The organism is Plasticicumulans lactativorans, from assembly GCF_004341245.1.
GTDB lineage: Bacteria > Pseudomonadota > Gammaproteobacteria > Competibacterales > Competibacteraceae > Plasticicumulans_A > Plasticicumulans_A lactativorans.
On the sequence record NZ_SLWY01000019.1, the window covers coordinates 60,271 to 79,321 of the forward strand.

General features: G+C 68.1%; 16 protein-coding genes. 14 read left to right on the plus strand and 2 right to left on the minus strand.

Annotated features, from left to right (window positions below; genetic code table 11):
- The 5 genes from EV699_RS16245 (at window position 1) to EV699_RS16265 (ending at window position 5,920) form a co-directional block, all read left to right on the plus strand.
- Window positions 1-999 (plus strand): ABC transporter permease, encoded by a 999-nt coding sequence (locus EV699_RS16245; protein ID WP_132544703.1) that lies wholly within the window; start codon window positions 1-3, stop codon window positions 997-999.
- A complete protein-coding gene (locus EV699_RS16250; RefSeq protein ID WP_132544705.1) occupies window positions 996-2,207 on the plus strand; it encodes an ABC transporter permease in 1,212 nt (403 codons plus the stop codon). Before EV699_RS16245 ends, EV699_RS16250 begins: the two co-directional genes overlap by 4 nt.
- Window positions 2,208-2,303: 96 nt before the next feature.
- The gene (locus EV699_RS16255; protein WP_132544707.1) at window positions 2,304-3,515 is read left to right on the plus strand and encodes a glycosyltransferase family protein; all 1,212 of its coding nucleotides are present in this window, start codon (window positions 2,304-2,306) and stop codon (window positions 3,513-3,515) included.
- A gap of 4 nt (window positions 3,516-3,519) precedes the next feature.
- Window positions 3,520-4,773, plus strand: a complete 1,254-nt coding sequence (locus EV699_RS16260) for a glycosyltransferase (RefSeq protein WP_132544709.1) — start codon at window positions 3,520-3,522, stop codon at window positions 4,771-4,773.
- Window positions 4,766-5,920 (plus strand): glycosyltransferase family protein, encoded by a 1,155-nt coding sequence (locus EV699_RS16265; protein WP_132544711.1) that lies wholly within the window; start codon window positions 4,766-4,768, stop codon window positions 5,918-5,920. Before EV699_RS16260 ends, EV699_RS16265 begins: the two co-directional genes overlap by 8 nt.
- A gap of 315 nt (window positions 5,921-6,235) precedes the next feature.
- On the opposite strand, the gene EV699_RS16270 is transcribed toward EV699_RS16265, so the two are convergent.
- On the minus strand, window positions 6,236-7,204 hold the full coding sequence (locus tag EV699_RS16270) for a LysR substrate-binding domain-containing protein (RefSeq protein WP_132544713.1): 969 nt from the start codon (window positions 7,202-7,204) through the stop codon (window positions 6,236-6,238).
- 140 nt (window positions 7,205-7,344) lie between these two features.
- On the opposite strand from EV699_RS16270, the gene EV699_RS16275 reads away from it, so the two are divergent.
- From EV699_RS16275 to EV699_RS16285, 3 genes are all read left to right on the plus strand, one after another.
- Entirely contained in the window at window positions 7,345-8,724 is a 1,380-nt protein-coding gene (locus tag EV699_RS16275) for an L-serine ammonia-lyase (RefSeq protein ID WP_132544715.1), read from the plus strand.
- Window positions 8,725-8,811: 87 nt separating this feature from the next.
- Window positions 8,812-10,050: a serine/threonine transporter SstT gene (gene sstT / locus EV699_RS16280; RefSeq protein ID WP_132544717.1), complete on the plus strand. Its 1,239-nt coding sequence runs from the start codon at window positions 8,812-8,814 to the stop codon at window positions 10,048-10,050.
- Window positions 10,051-10,207: 157 nt separating this feature from the next.
- The gene (locus tag EV699_RS16285) at window positions 10,208-10,627 is read left to right on the plus strand and encodes a transposase (protein ID WP_132544719.1); all 420 of its coding nucleotides are present in this window, start codon (window positions 10,208-10,210) and stop codon (window positions 10,625-10,627) included.
- An 87-nt stretch (window positions 10,628-10,714) separates the two neighbouring features.
- Here EV699_RS16285 and gcvA read toward each other — a convergent pair whose 3' ends face one another.
- The gene (gene gcvA, locus EV699_RS16290) at window positions 10,715-11,605 is read right to left on the minus strand and encodes a transcriptional regulator GcvA (protein ID WP_132544721.1); all 891 of its coding nucleotides are present in this window, start codon (window positions 11,603-11,605) and stop codon (window positions 10,715-10,717) included.
- A gap of 220 nt (window positions 11,606-11,825) precedes the next feature.
- On the opposite strand from gcvA, the gene EV699_RS16295 reads away from it, so the two are divergent.
- The 6 genes from EV699_RS16295 to EV699_RS16320 all read left to right on the plus strand — a co-directional run bounded on the left by EV699_RS16295 (window position 11,826) and on the right by EV699_RS16320 (window position 18,583).
- Window positions 11,826-12,677, plus strand: a complete 852-nt coding sequence (locus EV699_RS16295) for a transketolase (RefSeq protein WP_132544723.1) — start codon at window positions 11,826-11,828, stop codon at window positions 12,675-12,677.
- Entirely contained in the window at window positions 12,677-13,675 is a 999-nt protein-coding gene (locus EV699_RS16300) for a transketolase family protein (RefSeq protein WP_207923020.1), read from the plus strand. The genes EV699_RS16295 and EV699_RS16300 overlap by 1 nt, the downstream gene beginning before the upstream one ends.
- Before the next feature lie 72 nt (window positions 13,676-13,747).
- A complete protein-coding gene (locus tag EV699_RS16305) occupies window positions 13,748-14,512 on the plus strand; it encodes an SDR family NAD(P)-dependent oxidoreductase (protein WP_132544727.1) in 765 nt (254 codons plus the stop codon).
- A 142-nt stretch (window positions 14,513-14,654) separates the two neighbouring features.
- Complete coding sequence (locus tag EV699_RS16310; protein ID WP_132544729.1) at window positions 14,655-15,695, plus strand: TRAP transporter substrate-binding protein; 1,041 nt, start codon at window positions 14,655-14,657, stop codon at window positions 15,693-15,695.
- 4 nt (window positions 15,696-15,699) lie between these two features.
- Entirely contained in the window at window positions 15,700-17,565 is a 1,866-nt protein-coding gene (locus EV699_RS16315; RefSeq protein WP_132544731.1) for a TRAP transporter large permease, read from the plus strand.
- 130 nt (window positions 17,566-17,695) lie between these two features.
- Window positions 17,696-18,583 carry an AEC family transporter gene (locus EV699_RS16320; RefSeq protein ID WP_132544733.1) on the plus strand — a complete coding sequence of 296 codons (888 nt, stop codon included), beginning with the start codon at window positions 17,696-17,698 and terminating at the stop codon, window positions 18,581-18,583.
- Window positions 18,584-19,051 lie beyond the last annotated feature (468 nt).

The following is a 19,051-nucleotide window of genomic DNA, read 5'->3' on the forward strand; positions in this document are numbered from 1 at the left end:
ATGCTTCGCTACGTGTTGGGCCGCTGCGTCATGATGGTGCCGACCCTGGTGCTGACCAGCATGCTGATCTTCACCATCATCGAGCTGCCGCCGGGGGACTACTTCGAGAGCTACATCGCCGAGCTGCAGGCGCAGGGCGAGGGCGTCGACCTCAAGCAGATCGAGGCGCTGCGCAAGCAGTACGGCTTCGACAAGCCGCCGGTGGAGCGCTACCTGCACTGGGTCGGCGGCATGCTGCAGGGCGACTTCGGCTACTCCTTCGAGTACCAGATGCCGGTCAACGCGGTGGTCGGCGACCGCCTGTGGCTCACCGTGATGGTGAGCTGCTTCACCATCCTGTTCACCTGGATCGTCGCCTTCCCGATCGGCATGTACTCGGCCACGCACCAGTACTCCTGGGGCGACCACGGCCTGACCCTGCTCGGCCTGCTCGGGCTCGCGGTGCCGCACTTCCTGCTGGCGCTGGTGTTCATGTACTTCGCCAACGTCTGGTTCGGCACCTCGATCGGCCACCTGATGGACCCCGAATACCTCGGCGCGCCGATGAGCTGGGCGAAGGTGGAGTCGATCCTCGAGCACCTGTGGATCCCGGTGCTGATCATCGGCACCGGCGGCACCGCCGGCATGATCCGGCGCCTGCGCGCCAACCTGCTCGACGAGCTGCACAAGCAGTACGTGGTGACGGCGCGCGCCAAGGGCCTGCCACCGTTCCGCGCGCTGGTGAAGTACCCGCTGCGGATGTCGCTGAACTTCTTCATCGCCGACATCGGCAGCATCCTGCCGGAGCTGGTGTCGGGCGCCGAGATCACCGCCATCGTGCTGTCGCTGGAGACCACCGGGCCGATGCTGATCCGTGCGCTGCAGAGCCAGGACATGTACCTCGCCGGTTCCTTCCTGATGTTCCTCGCCTTCCTCACGGTGATCGGCGTGCTGATCTCCGACCTCGCGCTGGTGATGCTCGACCCGCGCATCCGCCTCGGCGGCGGGAGCACCAAATGAGCGCCGTGCCGGAGCAGGCGACCGTGCAGGGCCAATCGCCGCTGCCGCAACCGGGCGCGCCGCTGACGCACTACGTCTCGCCCGAGCCCTTCGACCCCGAGGCCGTGGAGCGCCTGAGCCCGGCGCTGGAGCGCGTGTACCGCGCCTCGCAGTGGCGGCTGATGTGGTGGAAGTTCCGCCGCCACCGGCTCGCGGTGATCAGCGCGGTGTTCCTCGCGCTGATCTACCTGAGCACGCTGGTCAGCGAGTTCCTCGCCCCCTACCCGCTCGCCGCCCGCCACGTCGAGCAGATCCACCACCCGCCGCAGGCGGTGCACTTTTTCCACGAGGGGCGTTTCATCGGACCCTTCGTGTACGGCACCTCCTACCGGCTCGACATGGCGCGCCTGAAGCGCGTCTACACCCCCGACCCGCAGCAGGTGCAGCCGATCCGCTTCTTCTGCCACGGCGAGCCCTACCGCTTCTGGGGCCTGATCGACGCCGACCTGCACCTGGCCTGCCCCGCCCCCGGCGGCACGCTGTACCTGCTCGGCACCGATCGCCTCGGCCGCGACGTGCTCTCGCGCGTCCTCTACGGCGCGCGCATCTCGCTGACCATCGGCCTGCTCGGCGTGGCGATGAGCTTCACCCTCGGCATCGTCATCGGCGGGCTCGCCGGCTACTACGGCGGGCTGTTCGACCTGCTGGTGCAGCGCCTGATCGAGGTGCTGCAGTCGCTGCCGAGCATCCCGCTGTGGCTCGCGCTCGCCGCGGTGATGCCGGTGTCGTGGAGCCCGCTGCTGGTGTACTTCGGCATCACGATGATCCTCGGCCTGCTGCACTGGACCGGACTGGCCCGCGCGGTGCGCAGCAAGCTGCTCGCGCTGCGCGAGGAGGACTACGTGCTCGCCGCGCAGCTGATGGGCGCCGGCACCGGGCGCATCATCGGCCGCCACCTGGTCCCCGGCTTCCTGTCGCACCTGATCGCCACCGCCACCATCGCCATCCCCGGCATGATCCTCGGCGAGACCGCGCTCAGCTTCCTCGGCCTCGGCCTGCGCCCGCCGATCACCAGCTGGGGCGTGCTGCTGACCGAGGCGCAGAACATCAACGTGCTCACCCTCTACCCATGGTTGCTGGCGCCCGTCGTGCCCGTGATACTCGTGATCCTCGCGTTCAACTTCCTCGGTGACGGCCTGCGCGACGCGGCCGATCCCTACCGGGCCTGAACGCACGCACCGTGCGCCCGCGCACCGCGCCCCACGAGGGCCGGTGCGCGCGGCGCGCCGGCCCCCCAGGCACAGAGCACGCGGAGACCTCCGGGCATGCGGCGACTGCACGATGCGCGCATCTTGATGTACAGCCACGACACCTTCGGCCTCGGCCACCTGCGCCGCTGCCGCGCCATCGCGCACGCGCTGGTGGACGAGTTCAAGGGCCTGCAGGTGCTGCTCATCTCGGGCTCGTCGATCGCCGGCGCCTTCGACTTCAAGGCGCGCGTCGACTTCCTGAAGATCCCGAGCGTGATCAAGCTCCACAACGGCGACTACACCTCGCTCGACCGCCACATCGACCTGCGCGAGACGCTGGCGATGCGCCGCGCAATCATCCACGACACCGCCCGGCTGTTCGCCCCGGACCTGTTCATCGTCGACAAGGAGCCGCTCGGCCTGCGCTGCGAGCTGGAGGACACCCTGCACTTCCTCAAGGGCCGCGGCGCCACGCTGGCGCTCGGCCTGCGCGAGGTGATGGACGCCCCGCACCTGCTGTGCAGCGAATGGGCACGCCACGACGTGCTGCGCAAGATCGAGGCGCTGTACGACTCGATCTGGGTCTACGGCCCCGACGACTTCTGGAACCCGCTGACCGGCTTCGAGCTGTCCACCCCGCTGGAGGCGCGCCTGACCTACACCGGCTACCTGCGCCGCCACCCGCCGACCAGCCCGCCGGCGCAGGCGCTGCCGGCCGCCGACTACGTGCTGGTCACCACCGGCGGCGGCGGCGGCGGCGGGCCGCTGATGATGGACGTGCTGGCCGCGCTCGAGCGCACCCCCGAGCTGCCGCACCACTGGCTGCTGGTGCTCGGGCCGTTCATGCCCGCCGAGGAGCGCGAGCACATCCACGCGCGCGCCCGCGCGCTGCCGCGGGTGCTGGTGTCGGAGTTCGACAGCCACATCGAGCACCTGATGGTCGGCGCCCGCGCGCTGGTGGCGATGGGCGGCTACAACACCTTCTGCGAGATCCTGTCGTTCGACAAACCGGCGCTGCTGGTGCCGCGCGTGGCCCCGCGCGAGGAGCAGCTGATCCGCACCCGGCGCGCCGCCGAGCTCGGCCTGGTCGACTGGCTGCACCCCGACGACGCCGCCGACCCCGCCTGCCTCGCCGCGCGCCTGCGCGCGCTGGCGACCCGCAGCCCGCCCTCGCAGGCGCCGCGGCCACCGCAGCTCGACGGCCTCGAAACCATCAACCGGCTGGTCGGCGACTGGCTCGACAGCCACCCGCACGCGCGCCGTCGTGCCGGCGCCGGCGGGCGCTGAGCGCATGGCGGGCGCCGCAGCGCCGGCCGGCACGCTCGTGGTGGTGGTGAAGGGCTACCCGCGGCTGTCCGAGACCTTCATCGCGCAGGAACTGCTCGGCCTCGAACGCGCCGGCCTCGCGCTCGAGATCGTCGCGCTGCGCCACCCCACCGATGCCGCCACCCACCCGGTGCACGCCGAGATCCGCGCGCCGGTGCGCTACCTGCCCGAGTACCTGTACCAGGAGTGCCGGCGCGTGCTGCGCGGCTGGTGGCGCGCGCGCCGGCTGCCCGGCTACCGCGCCGCGCGCGCGGCCTTCCTCGCCGACCTCGCCCGCGACCGCAGCCCCAACCGCGTGCGCCGCTTCGGCCAGGCGCTGGTGCTCGCCGCCGAGCTCGACCCGCGCTGCACGCGCCTGCACGCGCACTTCCTGCACACTCCGGCGAGCGTCACCCGCTACGCCAGCCTGCTCACCGGCCTGCCGTGGACGGCCTCGGCGCACGCCAAGGACATCTGGACCTCGCCCGACTGGGACCTCGCCGTCAAGCTCGCCGACGCGCGCTGGGTGGTCACCTGCACGCGCGCCGGCCACGCGCGCCTGAACGCGCTGGCACCGACCGATGGCCGCGTGCACCTGAGCTACCACGGCCTCGACCTCGACCGCTTCCCGCCGTACCCGGCGCCGCGCCCGCCGCGCGACGGCCGCGGCGAACCGGTGCGCCTGCTCGCGGTCGGCCGTGCCGTCGACAAGAAGGGCTTCGACCTGCTGCTGGCGGCGCTCGCGCGGCTGCCACCCGCGCTCGCCTGGACGCTCGCGCACGTCGGCGGCGGTGCGCGCCTGCCGGCGCTGCGTGCGCAGGCGCAGGCGCTCGGCCTCGGCGCGCGCATCGAATGGCTGGGCGCGCTGCCGCAGACCGCCGTGCTCGAACGCTACCGCGCCGCCGACCTGTTCGTGCTGCCCTGCCGGGTCAGCGCCGACGGCGACCGCGACGGCCTGCCCAACGTGCTGGTCGAGGCCGCGAGCCAGCGCCTGGCGTGCCTGTCGACGCGCGTCTCGGGGGTGCCCGAGCTGCTCGACGACGGCGTCAGCGGCGTGCTCGTCGAGCCCGGCGACGTCGCCGCGCTCGCCGCCGCGCTGGAGCGGCTGATCCGCGACCCGGCGCTGCGCGAGCGCCTCGGCGCCGCCGCCGAGGCGCGGGTGCGCGCGCACTTCGACCACGCCGCATGCCTCGGGGGCCTGCTGGCCCTGTTCGGCGCAGGGCCCGCCGCCGATGCCTGAGCCCGCACGCCGCTCGCGCGTGCTGTGCTACGTCCAGCACCTGCTCGGCATCGGCCACCTGGCGCGCGTGAGCCGCATCGCGCAGGCGCTCGCGGCGCAGGGCGCGGAGGTGACGGTGCTGAGCGGCGGGATGCCGGTGCCCGGCTTCCCCGGCGCCGGCGTGGCGCTCGTGCAGCTGCCGCCGCTGCGCGCGGCCGGCGGCGGCGACTTCTCGACGCTGGTCGACGCCGCCGGGCAGCCGGTCGACGCGGCCTTTCTCGACGCCCGCCGCGCCGCCCTGCTCGACGCCTTCGCGCGGCTCGCGCCCGACGTGCTGGTGATCGAGGCCTTCCCCTTCGGCCGCCGCCCGCTGCGCTTCGAGCTGCTGCCGCTGCTCGCCGCCGCGCACGCGCGCACGCCGCGCCCGCGCGTGGTCTGCTCGGTGCGCGACATCGTCCAGGCGAGCCGCAAGCCGGGGCGCGCCGAGGAGACCGTCGCCACCCTCGACGCGCACTTCGACCAGGTGCTGGTGCACGGCGACCCGCGGCTGTGCCGCTTCGAGGCGAGCTTCCCGCTCGCCGCGCGGCTCACGCCGCGCCTCGCCTACACCGGGCTGGTCGCCGGCCCGCGCGTGGCGCCGGCCGCCGCCGCCGTGGTGCTCGTCTCGGCGGGCGGTGGCGCCGTCGGCACCGCGCTGCTCGGCGCCGCGCTCGCCGCGCGCGCCGCGACCCGCCTCGCCGCCGCGCCCTGGCTGCTGCTCGCCGGCCCCAACACGCCGGACGCCGCGCTGCACGCGCTGCGTGCCGCCGCCCCGGCCGGCGTCGGCGTCGAGCGCTTCCGCCCGGACTTCCCGGCGCTGCTCGCCGGCGCCGCGGTGTCGGTGTCGCAGGCCGGCTACAACACCGTCTGCGACGTGCTGCGCGCCGGCTGCCGCGCGGTGCTCGTGCCCTACGCCGAGGACGGCGAGACCGAACAGGCCGCGCGCGCCGCGCACCTCGCCGCGCGCGGCCTCGCACAGGTGCCCGCCGCCACCGACCCCGCCGCCCTCGCGCGCGCGATCGACGCCGCGCTCGCCGCCCCCGCGCCGCCGCCGGACGGCGGCCTCGACCTCGACGGCGCCGCCGCCAGCGCACGGCGGCTGCTGCAGGCCGGCTTCACCCCGGACTGACGGCGCCCGCCGCCGCGCGACGCGGCAGTGCCGAACGTCGCGACGATCGCCCCCCCCCACGGGTTCATCCGCGCCGTGTTCCCCAGGACGGTCGTGGCCACGCCGAGCGGACGGACCACGACGCTCCTCGGCGCACGCTTCTTCCGCGTCGCCGGCACCAGCGCGATGCCCTGGCCGCAGCCGGCGAAGGCGACCTGCGACGCCTCCGGGCGGACCTCGCAGAGGATCCGCGGCGACCAGCCCTGGGCGCGGCAGGCCGCCGCCAGGCTACCGACGCAAACCGGGCTGAGGACGTCGATCGGGCTGCGCCCTGCCCTACTGCCTGTCGATGGTGCTGGCGGGGGCGTCTTGCCGTGTCGCCCCGTCGCCCTGCACGCCACGCGCCTCGCCTGCGATCCAGTCATGCACCGTCGCCACCCGTGGGTCGGCGAGCGCGCCGGCCGAATACACCAGGCAGTAGCGCTTGCCGGTGCTCACCACCTGGTGGAAGGGCGCGACCAGACGGCCGCTGTCGAGTTCATCGGTGATCAGCGTGCGGCGCGCGATCGCCACCCCCATGCCGGCGATCGCGCACTGCATCGTGATGTGGTTGCGGTTGAACATGTAGCCGCGCCGCACCTCGACCTGCGGCGCGTTGGTGGCGCGCAGGTAGCGCTCCCATTCGGCGTAGGGCGGGCTGCCGCGCCAGGCGGTCATGTCGTGCAGCAGCGGGTAATGGTGCAGGTCTTCGGGCGTGCGCAGTGGCGGGCGGCCTTCGAGCAGGCGGGGCGAGCACACCGGGAAGATCTCCTCCTCCAGCAGCACGGTGCTTTGGAAGCCCGGGTAGGTGCCGTCGTTGAGGTCGATCGCGAGGTCGAACTCACCGTCGCGCAGGGAATAGGTGCTGTCCTCGGCCTCGACCTGGAGTTCGATCTGCGGGAAGCGCGCCATCAGCCGCGGCAGGCGCGGCACCAGCCAGGTGGCGAGAAAGGAGGGCAGGGTACGCAAGCGCACCACCCCGCTCAGCGCGCCGCCGCGCAGGCGGCCGATGGCGAGCTCCACCGCGGCGTAGGCGGGATCGACCGCGGAGAGCAGGCGGTTGCCGGCATCCGTGAGTTCGAGCCGGCGCGGCAGGCGGCGGAACAGGCGCTGGCCGAGCCAGTCCTCGAGCAGCTTGATCTGCTGGCTGACCGCGCCGGTGGTGATGTTCAGCTGCTCGCCCGCGCGGGTGAAGGACAGATGCTGCGCGGCAGCCAGGAAGACCCGCAGCCGGGTATGGACCTGCGAGGGCGCGGCAGGAATCATGCTTTAGAGCCTCTAAAGCAAAAGTAAAAAACTATCGATTGAGCCACGTTAAGTTCAAGCTAAAAATGTGGCGATATACCGATAAGCATTTTCGCCATTAGCCTCATTAAAGCAATACCGGATTCCACCAGGAGCGATCCATGTCCATCAGCGTCCTCGACCTGTTCAAGATCGGCGTCGGTCCTTCCAGTTCGCATACGGTCGGGCCGATGCGGGCTGCGCACGATTTCGTCGCCGAACTGCAGCGCCGCGGCCTGCTGGAACAGGTGCGCCGCATCGAGGCGAAGCTCTACGGTTCGCTCTCGGCGACCGGTGTCGGCCACGGTACCGACCGTGCGGTGGTGGCCGGCCTGATGGGCGCGCGGCCGGACCAGGTCGATCCCGACTTCCTGGTCGGCGCGGTGGATGCGGTGCGGATCGACGGCAGCCTGCCGCTGGGCGGCGCGACCGCCGTGCCCTTCGACTGGACGCGCGACCTGCGCCTACTGCCGGTGAGCCTGCCCTACCATCCCAACGCGATGCGCCTGGCCGCGCACGGCGACGCCGGCGTGCTGTACGAGAACACGTACTACTCGGTCGGCGGCGGTTTCGTGATCGACGAGGCGCAGGCGCAGTCCGGCGCACCGGCCGAGGCCGAGGTCGCCGTGCCCTATCCCTTCGCGACCGGCGCCGAGCTGCTCGCCCAGTGCCGCCACCACGGCCTGCGCATCAGCGAGCTGATGCTCGCCAACGAGTCGGCCTGGCGCAGCACGGAAGAGACGCGCGCCGCGCTGCAGCGCATCTGGGACGTGATGCGCGCCTGCGTGACGCGCGGCGTCGGCCACGAGGGCGTGCTGCCCGGCGGGCTCAACGTGCGCCGGCGTGCGCCGTCCCTGCATCGCAAGCTCAGCGAGCGCGCCGCGGGCCGCAACCTGATCAGTGACACCATGGCCGCGCTCGACTGGGTCAACCTCTATGCGCTCGCGGTCAACGAGGAGAACGCCGGCGGCGGCCGCGTGGTCACCGCGCCCACCAACGGTGCGGCCGGCATCATCCCGGCGGTGCTGCACTACTACATGAACTTCATGCCCGGCGCGGGCGCACGCGACGTGGAGAACTTCCTCCTCGCCGCCGCCGCGGTCGGCGTGCTGTGCAAGAAGAACGCTTCCATCTCCGGCGCCGAGGTCGGCTGTCAGGGCGAGGTCGGCTCGGCCTGCGCGATGGCCGCGGCCGGCCTCGCCGAGGTGCTCGGCGGCACGCCGGAGCAGGTCGAGAACGCCGCCGAGATCGGCCTCGAGCACAACCTCGGGCTGACCTGCGACCCGGTCGGCGGCCTGGTGCAGGTGCCCTGCATCGAACGCAATGCGATGGCCTCGATCAAGGCGATCAACGCCGCCCAGCTCGCGCTGCGCGGCGACGGCGCCCACGCGATCTCGCTCGACCAGGCGATCCGCACCATGCGCGACACCGGCCGCGACATGCTGGACAAGTACAAGGAGACCTCCCGCGGCGGACTCGCCGTCAGCTTCCCCGAGTGCTGAGCGCACCTCCCGAAGTCCGCGCCAGCCCCGCTCGATCCACTCGAGCTCTTCACCCTGCAAAATAAAACCATCGAGGAGACATCTTTCATGACCACTGCCGCTCCCACGGCTCTCCAGCGCCTGCTGCGCCTGAGCCTCATCTCCCAGATCTCGATCGGCCTGGTGCTGGGCGTCGCCCTGGCGCTGATCGCGCCCGGGGCGACCAGCTCGGTCGCACTGTTCGGCGACCTGTTCATCGCCGCGCTCAAGTCGGTCGCGCCGGTACTGGTCTTCGTGCTGGTCACCGCCGCCATCGCCAGCCATGAACATGGCCAGCCCACCCACGTCCGGCCCATCCTGATGCTGTACGTGATCGGCACGCTGGCCGCGGCGCTGGTCGCCGTCATCGCCAGCTTCGCCTTCCCCACCACACTGGTGCTCAATGCACCCGCCGCCACCGGCACGCCGCCGGCCGGCATCCTGGTGGTGCTCAAAAACCTGCTGCTGAGCGCCGTCACCAACCCGTTCAAGGCGCTGATGGAAGCCAACTTCATCGGCATTCTGGCGTGGGCGATCGCGCTCGGCATGGTCCTGCGCCACGCCAACGCGGCCACCCGCGCCATGCTGAACGACCTGGCCGACGCCGTCTCCAGCATCGTGCACGTCGTGATCCGCTTCGCGCCGCTGGGCATCTTCGGGCTGGTGGCCGCCACCCTGGGCGACTCCGGCCTCGACGCGCTGCTCGGCTACGGCCGCCTGCTGCTCATCATCGTCGGCTCCATGCTGTTCGTTGCGCTGGTCGTGAATCCGCTGATCGTGTTCTGGAAAATCCGCAAGAACCCCTATCCGCTGGTGCTCACCTGCCTGCGTGAAAGCGCGGTGACGGCCTTCTTCACCCGCAGCTCGGCCGCCAACATCCCGGTCAACATGGAACTGTGCAAGCGCATGGGCCTGCATGAGGACACCTATTCGATCTCCATCCCGCTGGGCGCCACGGTCAACATGGCCGGCGCCGCGATCACGATCTCGGTGATGACGCTGGCCGCCGCCCACACGCTGGGCATGCAGGTGGACATCCTGACCGCGCTGCTGCTGTGCATCGTGTCCTCGTTCGCCGCCGCCGGCGTGTCGGGCGTGGCCGGTGGCTCGCTGCTGCTGATCCCGATGGCCACCAGCCTGTTCGGCATCTCGAACGACGTCGCCATGCAGATCGTCGCCATCGGCTTCGTCATCAGCGTGGTGCAGGATTCGACCGAGACCGCGCTGAACTCTTCGACCGACGTCGTGCTGACCGCGGCGGGATGCGCTGCCGCGAGCGGCGAACCCCTCAACCTGGATTTCGACTGACCACTCTTCGACGTTTCGCCCGCGACAACTACGCCGGCATCCGCCCGGAGGCCATCGCGGCCTTCGCGGCGGCCGATGAACTGCCCGCCGAAGCAGGCGGGCACGGCCGAGTTCAGGGAGCCAGCCGCGCGGGGTCCAGGCGCGGTGCAGCGACGGTGTGACGCACGCGGTGAACGCCACCCCCCACGGTCGGCGTTTGACCGCGCTCGGCGCGCTCGAACCCGACGGGCCGCTGCACTACGCGCTGATACGGGGCGCAGCCCGCAGCGCCGATCTGATCGGCTTTCTCGATCGTCTCGTGGCCGAGCCTTGCACCCGTCTGACCTGCGTGGTGCTCGACAACGCCAGCCTTCACACCCGCTACGCGGTCGCGGCGCGTGCCAGCGCGTGGCTGATCAAAGGACTGTGGCTGCATGTCCTGCCCGCCTACAGCCCTGAACTCAACCCCATCGAGATCCTCTGGAAGCACGCCAAGCCTTTCTGGCGATACTTCGTTGCGTGGCAGCCGGCCTCGCTACAGGGCGAGGTCGACCGCTTGCTGCAGGGATACGGCTCGAAGTTTCAAATCAGTTTTTAAGTGAATACCTAAAAACTACGTAAAGCCGATTCGGCCGGGCAGATGGATGAATGGACGGATTACCGCCCGGGCATCGACCGAGCGCCTTCAACTGGACAGTTGTCCAAACAGCCAGTCCTGAAAACCGCGGATCTTGGGCAGATCCGCGCGGGCCTTCAGCAAATTGAGCGTGTAACCCTGAACCTTGGGTCCTTCCAGCCCCAAGGGCGCCACCAGATGCCCGCTCTCCAGTTCGCGCTGGACCAGCAACAGACTTTCGAAGCACACCCCCAAACCATCCACCGCCGCGCTGATGGCCATGAAGGACCGATCGAAACGTGGCCCGCGAGAGATATCCAATTTGACCTTGCGGTGCGCACGCAGCCAGTCGCGCCACCCCACCAGACACACCTCGCTGTGGATCAGCGTGTGATGACACAAATCATCCGGTGTGCGGATCGGGTGCGGCCCGTTAACCAAGGCTGGTGAGCAAAGCGGCACGATCGTTTCCGGGGGGAAGTCCAGGACCAGAATGCCTGGCGGCTGAAGACGCCGGCTGCCGTAACGGATATCGATGTCCACGGCCTCGGTCGTCAAATCGACGGCGCCGACGGAGGCGTGCAACCGGACATCGACGTCCGGGTTCTGGGCGCTGAAGCGCGCCAGGCGCGGCATTAGCCACTGGGTGGCAAAGCTCGGAGTCGAATGCACCGTGAGAATGTCACTTTTCTCCCCCCGGCCGATGTTGCGGGTGGCCGTTTCGATGCGGGCGAAGGCGGCTGATATCTCCTCGGCATAGCGCCGCCCCGCATCGGTCAGAACCACCGCCCGATGTACCCGGTGGAACAGCTTGATGCCTACCTGCTCCTCCAACAGCTTGACCTGATGGCTCACCGCCGAGGGCGTCACGAACAGCTCTTCCGCCGCCAGCGCAAAAGAAGAAAGCCGGGCCGCTGCCTCGAAAGTCTGGACGCTCTTGAGGGAAATGCGATTTTGCATCGCAGCACCTGGGTGAATTCAACTCATCAATAGCTCGTTTTTATTCGTTTGAGCCTTAAATTTCAAGCCTTTAAGTTAATCACCACTCACCGGGCGCTGTTCGGGCAACGCTTCTGCAGCCCCCGGTGAGTGGCGGAGAGGACCGTCTCTCCGGGTCGCAACCAAACCGAGGACGCCAGCCTGGGCGACCAGTGCCGGCAACCGGGACGAGGAGATCTGAATGAATATACCCAGCGAAATCGGCAGCCACACCAAGCTTGCCGAACACGCTTACCGCATTCGCCGCTATGCGTTGCAGATGGGCGAAGTGCAAGGCCAAGGCTATGTCGGCCAAGCCTTGGGCTACGCCGATGTGCTGGCGGTAGCCTACTGCCACGCCATGAGCTACAAGCCGAGCGACCCCGAGTGGGAAGGGCGCGACCGCTTCCTGCTCTCCCATGGCCACTACGCCATCGCTTTCTACGCCGCACTGCTCGAAGCCGGGGTCATTCCAGAGGACGAACTGGAGACCTATGGCAGCGACGACAGTCGGCTGCCCATGTCCGGCATGGCCACTTACACGCCGGGAATGGAGATGTCCGGCGGCTCCCTGGGCCAGGGCCTGCCCATCGCGGTGGGCATCGCCCTGGGGCTGCGCCTCAAGGGCAACCCGGCCTTCGTCTACAACTCCATGTCCGACGGCGAGCTGGACGAGGGCTCCACCTGGGAAGCCGCCATGGGCGCCGCCCATCACGGACTTTCCAATCTGATCTGCCTGGTGGACATCAATAACCAGCAGGCCGACGGCCCCTCGACCAAGGTGATGGGCTTCGAACCCCTCGCCGACAAGTGGGCCGCCTTCGGTTGGCACGTCCAGCGCGTGAACGGCAACGATCTGCCCGCCGTCATCGCCGCCTTCGACACCGCGCGCAACCTGCAGGAAGCCAGGCCCCGCGTGATTCTCTTCGACACGCTGATGGGCAAGGGCGTCCCCTTCCTCGAGGCACGCGAGAAGAACCACTTCATCCGTGTCGATCCCCACGAGTGGCAGCAAGCCATCGAAATCCTGGACCAAGCGCGAGGAGCCGTGTGATGAGCACCACCGCAAAGAAACCGCGGCTGACCACCTCGGCCATGATCGCCTCCATCGCCTCCGAAGGGCAGCGCGTGAAGGCCGCCCCCTTCGGCAAGGCCCTGGTCGAGTTGGCCCAGCAGCGTGCTGACATCGTCGGTCTGACGGCGGATCTGGCCAAGTACACCGACCTGCACCTGTTCGCCCAGGCTTACCCCGAGCGTTTCTTCCAGATGGGCATGGCCGAGCAGTTGCTGATGGCTTCCGCCGGCGGCATGGCGAAGGAAGGCTTCATCCCCTTCGCCACCACCTACGCGGTGTTCGGCACACGCCGCGCCTTCGACTTCGTCCATCAGGTGATCGCCGAGGAAAACCTCAACGTCAAGATGTGCTGCGCCCTGCCGGGCCTCACCACCGGCTATGGCCCCAGCCACCAAGCCACTGAAGACATCGCGCTGATGCGCGGCATTCCCGGCATGACGATCATCGATCCCTGCGACGCCCTGGACACCGAGCAGGCCGTGCCCCAGATCGCCGCCCATGCCGGCCCGGTGTACATGCGCCTGCTGCGGGGCAACGTGCCCCTGGTGCTGGACGAGTACGACTACACGTTCGAACTGGGCAAGGCCAAGATGCTGCGGGACGGGAAGGACGTGCTGGTGATCTCCTCCGGGATTCTCACGATGCGCGCCCTGGAAGTCGCCAAAGCCCTGGAATCGGACAGCGTCGATGTCGGCGTGCTCCATGTGCCCACCATCAAGCCCCTGGACACCGCGACCATCCTCGCCGAGGCCAGCCGCTCCGGCAGGCTGGTGGTGGTGGCGGAAAACCACACCGCTGTCGGCGGCCTGGGCGAAGCAGTGGCCACCGCCCTGCTCACCGCCGGGGTCACGCCGCCCTTCTATCAGATTGCCCTGCCTGACGCCTTTCTGGACGCCGGGGCCCTGCCGACCCTGCACGATCGCTACGGCATCTCGACCGAGGCCATGGTGACGGCCATCAAGGGTTGGCTCGGCTAAGCCGGTCGCCGCAAAGAGTCCAAACCAACACCCAGCGGCGCCGTCAACGACGCCCTTCAAGAGGTCCAATCCATGTCTCAATCCCTGCTCCTCGACGGCAAGGTCGCCGTCATTTCCGGTGCCGCCACACCCCGCGGAATCGGCCTGGCCACTGCCAATCTTTTCGCCAAGCATGGTGCCAAGGTCGTCATCCTCGACCTGGACGAGAAGGCCGCCGCCGAGGCTGCCGCGGCGATCGGCCCGCAGCACCGCGGCTACGTCTGCAACGTTGTCGACAAGGATGCCTGCCTCAAGGCCACCGAGCGCGTGATCGCCGAGTTCGGCCGGATCGACATCCTCGTCAATAACGCCGGCATCACCCAGCCTGCCAAGGTCGTCGATATCGACCCCGAGAGCTGGGATCGCATCCTCGACGTCAATCTGCGGGGTGTGCTCTATCTCTCCCAGGCCGTGATTCCCCAGATGAAGAAGCAGCATTACGGCTCCATCGCCTGCATGTCCTCGGTGTCCGCACAGCGCGGCGGCGGCATCCTGGGTGGCCCCCACTACTCGGCGGCCAAGGCCGGCGTGCTGGGGCTGGCCAAAGCCATGGCGCGGGAACTGGGCCCCGACAACATCCGCGTCAACTGCGTGACCCCCGGCCTGATCCAGACCGATATCAGCAAGGGCAAGCTCACCGACGCCCAGAAGGCCGAGATTGCCAGCAGCATCCCCCTGAACCGCCTGGGCGACGCGAACGATGTAGCGGGCTGCTACCTGTTCCTCGCCTCGGATCTTTCGGCCTACGTCACCGGGGCCGTCATCGACGTCAACGGCGGCATGCTGATCCACGGGTGATCCAGCGCCTGATCGCAGGCTTTGCGCGGATACCTCTCCCCATGGCCGGGGGGAGGTATCGAACCTGACGCCGGAGCGAACAACTCGATCCGGCGGACACCAGAGACTAGAAAGACAGATTCAAAATAGAGAGGAGTACATCATGACTGGTCGCTCGAATAATTCTGGTGGAATCGACCGCCGCAGCTTTCTCAAGATCAGCGCCGCGGCCGCGGTCTCCCTGCCGCTGTTCAGCATCTCGCGCTGGGCAAACGCGGCCGAATTCAATTACAAGCTGGCCACCGGCCAGGACCCCACCCATCCCGTCAACGTGCGCCTCCAGGAGGCCTTGAATCGCATTCGCGAGGCGACCGGAGGCCGAGTCGACATCAAACTGTTCCCGGCGAACCAGCTGGGTTCCGACACCGACCTGTTATCCCAGGTGCGCAGCGGGGGCGTCGAATTTTTCAACCAGTCCTCCGCGGTACTGGCCACCCTGACTCCTGCCGCCGGCATCGTCAACACGGGGTTTGCCTTCACCGATTACGACACCGTGTGGAAGGCCATGGATGGCGAACTCGGCCGTTTCATCCGGACCAAGATCAGCGAAACCGGCCTGGTGTCGGTCTGCAAGGTCTGGGACAACGGCTTCCGTCATGTCACCTCTTCCGCCCGCGAGATCCGCACGCCGGAGGACCTGAAGGGCTTCAAGATCCGGGTACCCCAGGCCCCGATGCTCACCTCGCTGTTCAAGGCCCTGGACGCCGGGCCGGCGCCCATCAACTTCAATGAGCTGTACTCCGCCCTGCAGACCAAGGTCGTCGAGGGTCAGGAGAACCCCTTGCCGATCATCGCCACGGCCAAACTCTACGAGGTGCAGAAATCCGTCAGCCTGACCGGCCACGTCTGGGACGGCTACTGGATCCTCGGCAACCGCCGCGCCTGGCAGCGCCTGCCGGACGATCTGCGCGCCATCGTGGAAAGGGAGTTCGACCGTGCGGGCCAGGATCAGCGTGCCGACATCGCCCGCCTGTCCACCTCCCTGCAGGATGAATTGAAGACCAAGGGCCTCACCGTCATCGAAGTGGACCGCCAGGCCTTCCGTGCCGCCCTGGCCAAGACGAGCTTCTACGGCGACTGGAAGGCGAAATACGGCGAAGAGGCCTGGAGCCTCCTCGAGAAGTACGCCGGAAAGCTGGGTTGATGCCATGGCCGCGATACAGCACTCATACGCGATAGAGCACCGGCACCCCGCGTTTGCCGTCGTCGATAGCGCCGTCACCCATGCCGCGGAGATTGCCGCCGCCCTCCTGGTGGTGGCGGAGATCGTCGTCCTGCTCGCCGGGGTGGTGAGCCGCTATCTGCTCCACACCCCCATCATCTGGTCGGACGAACTGGCCTCCATCCTGTTCCTGTGGCTGGCGATGCTGGGGGCCGTCGTGGCCCTGCGCCGGGGCGAGCACATGCGCATGACGGCCTTGGTGGGCATGGCCTCTCCGGGGATGCGCGCCTTCCTCGACACGGTGGCCATCGCCGCTCCGGTGGTGTTCCTGCTGCTGGTCATCCACCCGGCGGTGGAATTCGCCCAGGATGAAGCCTTCATCACCACCCCGGCCCTTGGGATAGCCAACTCGTGGCGGGCCGCGGCTCTGCCGGTGGGCTCGGTGCTGATGCTGGCGGTGGCGATGCTGCGGCTGCTGGGGGTGGCGGACTGGCGCCACGCCGTGGGCGCCATGGCGACCATTGTTACGCTGGCGGGAGTCTTCATGCTGCTGGAGCCCTTCCTCCGCGACCTGGGCAACATCAACCTGCTGATCTTCTTCGTCGGCCTGGTTGGCCTGGGGGTCTTGTCGGGCGCGCCCATCGCCTTCTCCTTCGGGCTGGCCACCCTGGGCTATCTGGGGCTGACCACCGATACGCCACTGGTGGTGGTGGTAGGGCGGATGGACGAGGGCATGTCCCACCTGATTCTGCTGTCGGTGCCCCTCTTCGTGTTCCTGGGCCTGCTGATCGAGATGACCGGCATGGCCACCGCGATGGTGGGCTTCCTGGCGAGCCTGTTGGGGCACGTGCGGGGCGGCCTGTCCTACGTGCTGGTGGGCGCCATGTACCTGGTCTCCGGTATCTCGGGCTCCAAGGCGGCGGACATGGCGGCGGTGGCGCCCGTGCTCTTCCCGGAAATGAAGGAGCGCGGGGCGAAGCCGGGCGATCTGGTGGCGCTGCTTTCGGCCACGGGAGCCCAGACGGAGACCATCCCCCCCAGTCTGGTGCTCATCACCCTGGGCTCGGTAACCGGCGTGTCCATCTCGGCCCTCTTCATCGGCGGCATGCTGCCCGGCGTGGTGCTGGGGATCACCCTCTGCGCCGTGGTGTGGTGGCGCTACCGGGGCGAGGACATGTCCAAGGTGCAGCGGGCGACCCGTGGGGAGATCGCCAAGAAGTTCATGATCGCCATTCCGGCCATCGCCCTGCCCTTCGTCATCCGCGCCGCGGTGGTGGAAGGCGTCGCCACGGCCACCGAGGTGTCCACCCTTGGCATCGTCTATGCGGTACTGGCCGGGCTGCTGATCTACCGGCGCTTCGAGTGGAGGCGGCTCAAGCCGATGCTCATCGAAACGGCGGGCCTGTCCGGAGCGATCCTCCTGATCATCGGCACTGCGACCGGTATGGCATGGGCCCTGACCCAGTCGGGCTTCTCCAACCAGCTTGCCCAGGCGATGGCCGGTTTGCCGGGTGGTACGGCAATGTTCATGGCCGCCTCCATCCTCGCCTTCATCATCCTGGGCAGTGTTCTGGAAGGGATCCCGGCGATCGTGTTGTTCGGGCCGCTGCTCTTCCCGATCGCACGCCAGATGGGCATCAACGACGTGCATTACTCCATGGTGGTGATCCTCGCCATGGGCCTGGGGCTGTTCGCGCCGCCCTTCGGCGTCGGCTACTACGCCGCCTGCGCCATCAGCCGCATCCGGCCCGACGAAGGCATGAAACCCATCGTCGGCTACATGCTGGCCCTGCTCGTCGGCCTGATCCTGGTCGCCGCGGTGCCGTGGATTTCCACCGGCTTCCTCGACTGACGGCCAACGCTCTCACCAACGCACTTTTCATGGTGTGACAGTCCCGGCATGCCCCCTCGGGGGGCATCGCCGGGGCGACTCACCGCAACGCAGCGTTCCTGGTCGCCTCTGCTCATTCCACGGTGGATCCATGTTCGTTCAGATTGCCAGCATCGTCTTTCCGATTTTCGTGGTGGTCCTGATCGGCTTCATCTACGGCAGGAATCGGCGCCCGAACATGATCGCTGCGAACCAGGTGAACATGGCCGTATTCATGCCGGCGCTGATCTTCACGGCCCTTGCCAGCAAGCCCTTCGCGCTATCGAACCTCGGAATGATCGCGCTTGGAGGCGCAGTCATCGTGCTCGGCTCCGGCCTGCTGGGGTGGCCGATTGCGAAGGCGCTCGGTCATGCGCCGAAGACCTTGCTGCCGCCGATGATGTTCAAGAACTCCGGCAATATGGGCCTGCCCCTGTTGTCGCTTGCCTTCGGGGACAAAGCCCTGCCCGCGGCTGTCATTCTTTTCCTGATCGAAACCGTGATGCATTTTTCGATCGGCACCTATTGGCTGGGGCGCAACAGTCGATTGATTCACCTTGCCCGTGATCCGGTGTTCCTGGCTGGCTTCACGGGTATCGCCGTGAGCATTTCCGGAATCACCCTCTGGCCTCCCATCACGGCAGCGACCAAAGTCGTGGGCGACGTCTCGACCGGGCTGATGCTCTTCTCGCTCGGGGTGCGGCTGAACACGGCCCCCTTCGCCCAGTGGCGGATCGGCCTCGTCGGAGCGGTGGCCACACCGATCACCGGCATGATCGTCGCCTACCTCTATTGCCGGATTCTTGGACTTTCTGCGGGCGAAGAAGACGTTCTGCTGCTCTTTGGAGCCTTGCCGCCCGCAGTCCTCAATTTCATGTTCGCGGAACGCTTCAAGCAGGAACCCGAAAAAGTTGCCTCCATCGTGATCATGGGAAATCTCGCCGCACTGATATCCGTTTCCTTGGCTCTCGCCATCCGGTTGTCGAGCACGCACGGATGAAGATACGGCCAGGTACAAGCGCGGCTCATATCGCCAACCCCGTCCTGCCAGGGCAGGCATCCGGAAGACTTGCACCATATCCACCATTGAACCGTGGCTTCTCGTCGATTAACGCAGCACGGCTGACCAAGAGAGGAGGAGAGCAGAGCGATATTACGGTGAAACCGTTGGTACAAAAAGACACGAGTGGCTGACCTATCAACGAGATAGGTAGACCGGATTCCGGTTGAACCCAGGCACGTGAGAATTTCCAATATTCTGACCAGATCAATTTTCCAGATTGATCGGATAAGCCTTGAATGTGCGCCGGCGATGACCTGCGCCGACAAACCTGACTGGAGGAGGCAATAGAACGACATGACCCTGAAACTGTTGGTACCGAAAGAGGTGCATCCGGGGGAGCGGCGGGTGGCGCTCGATCCGAGCGTGGCCGAGCGCTTCCAGAAGCTCGGCGCCGAGGTGCTGGTC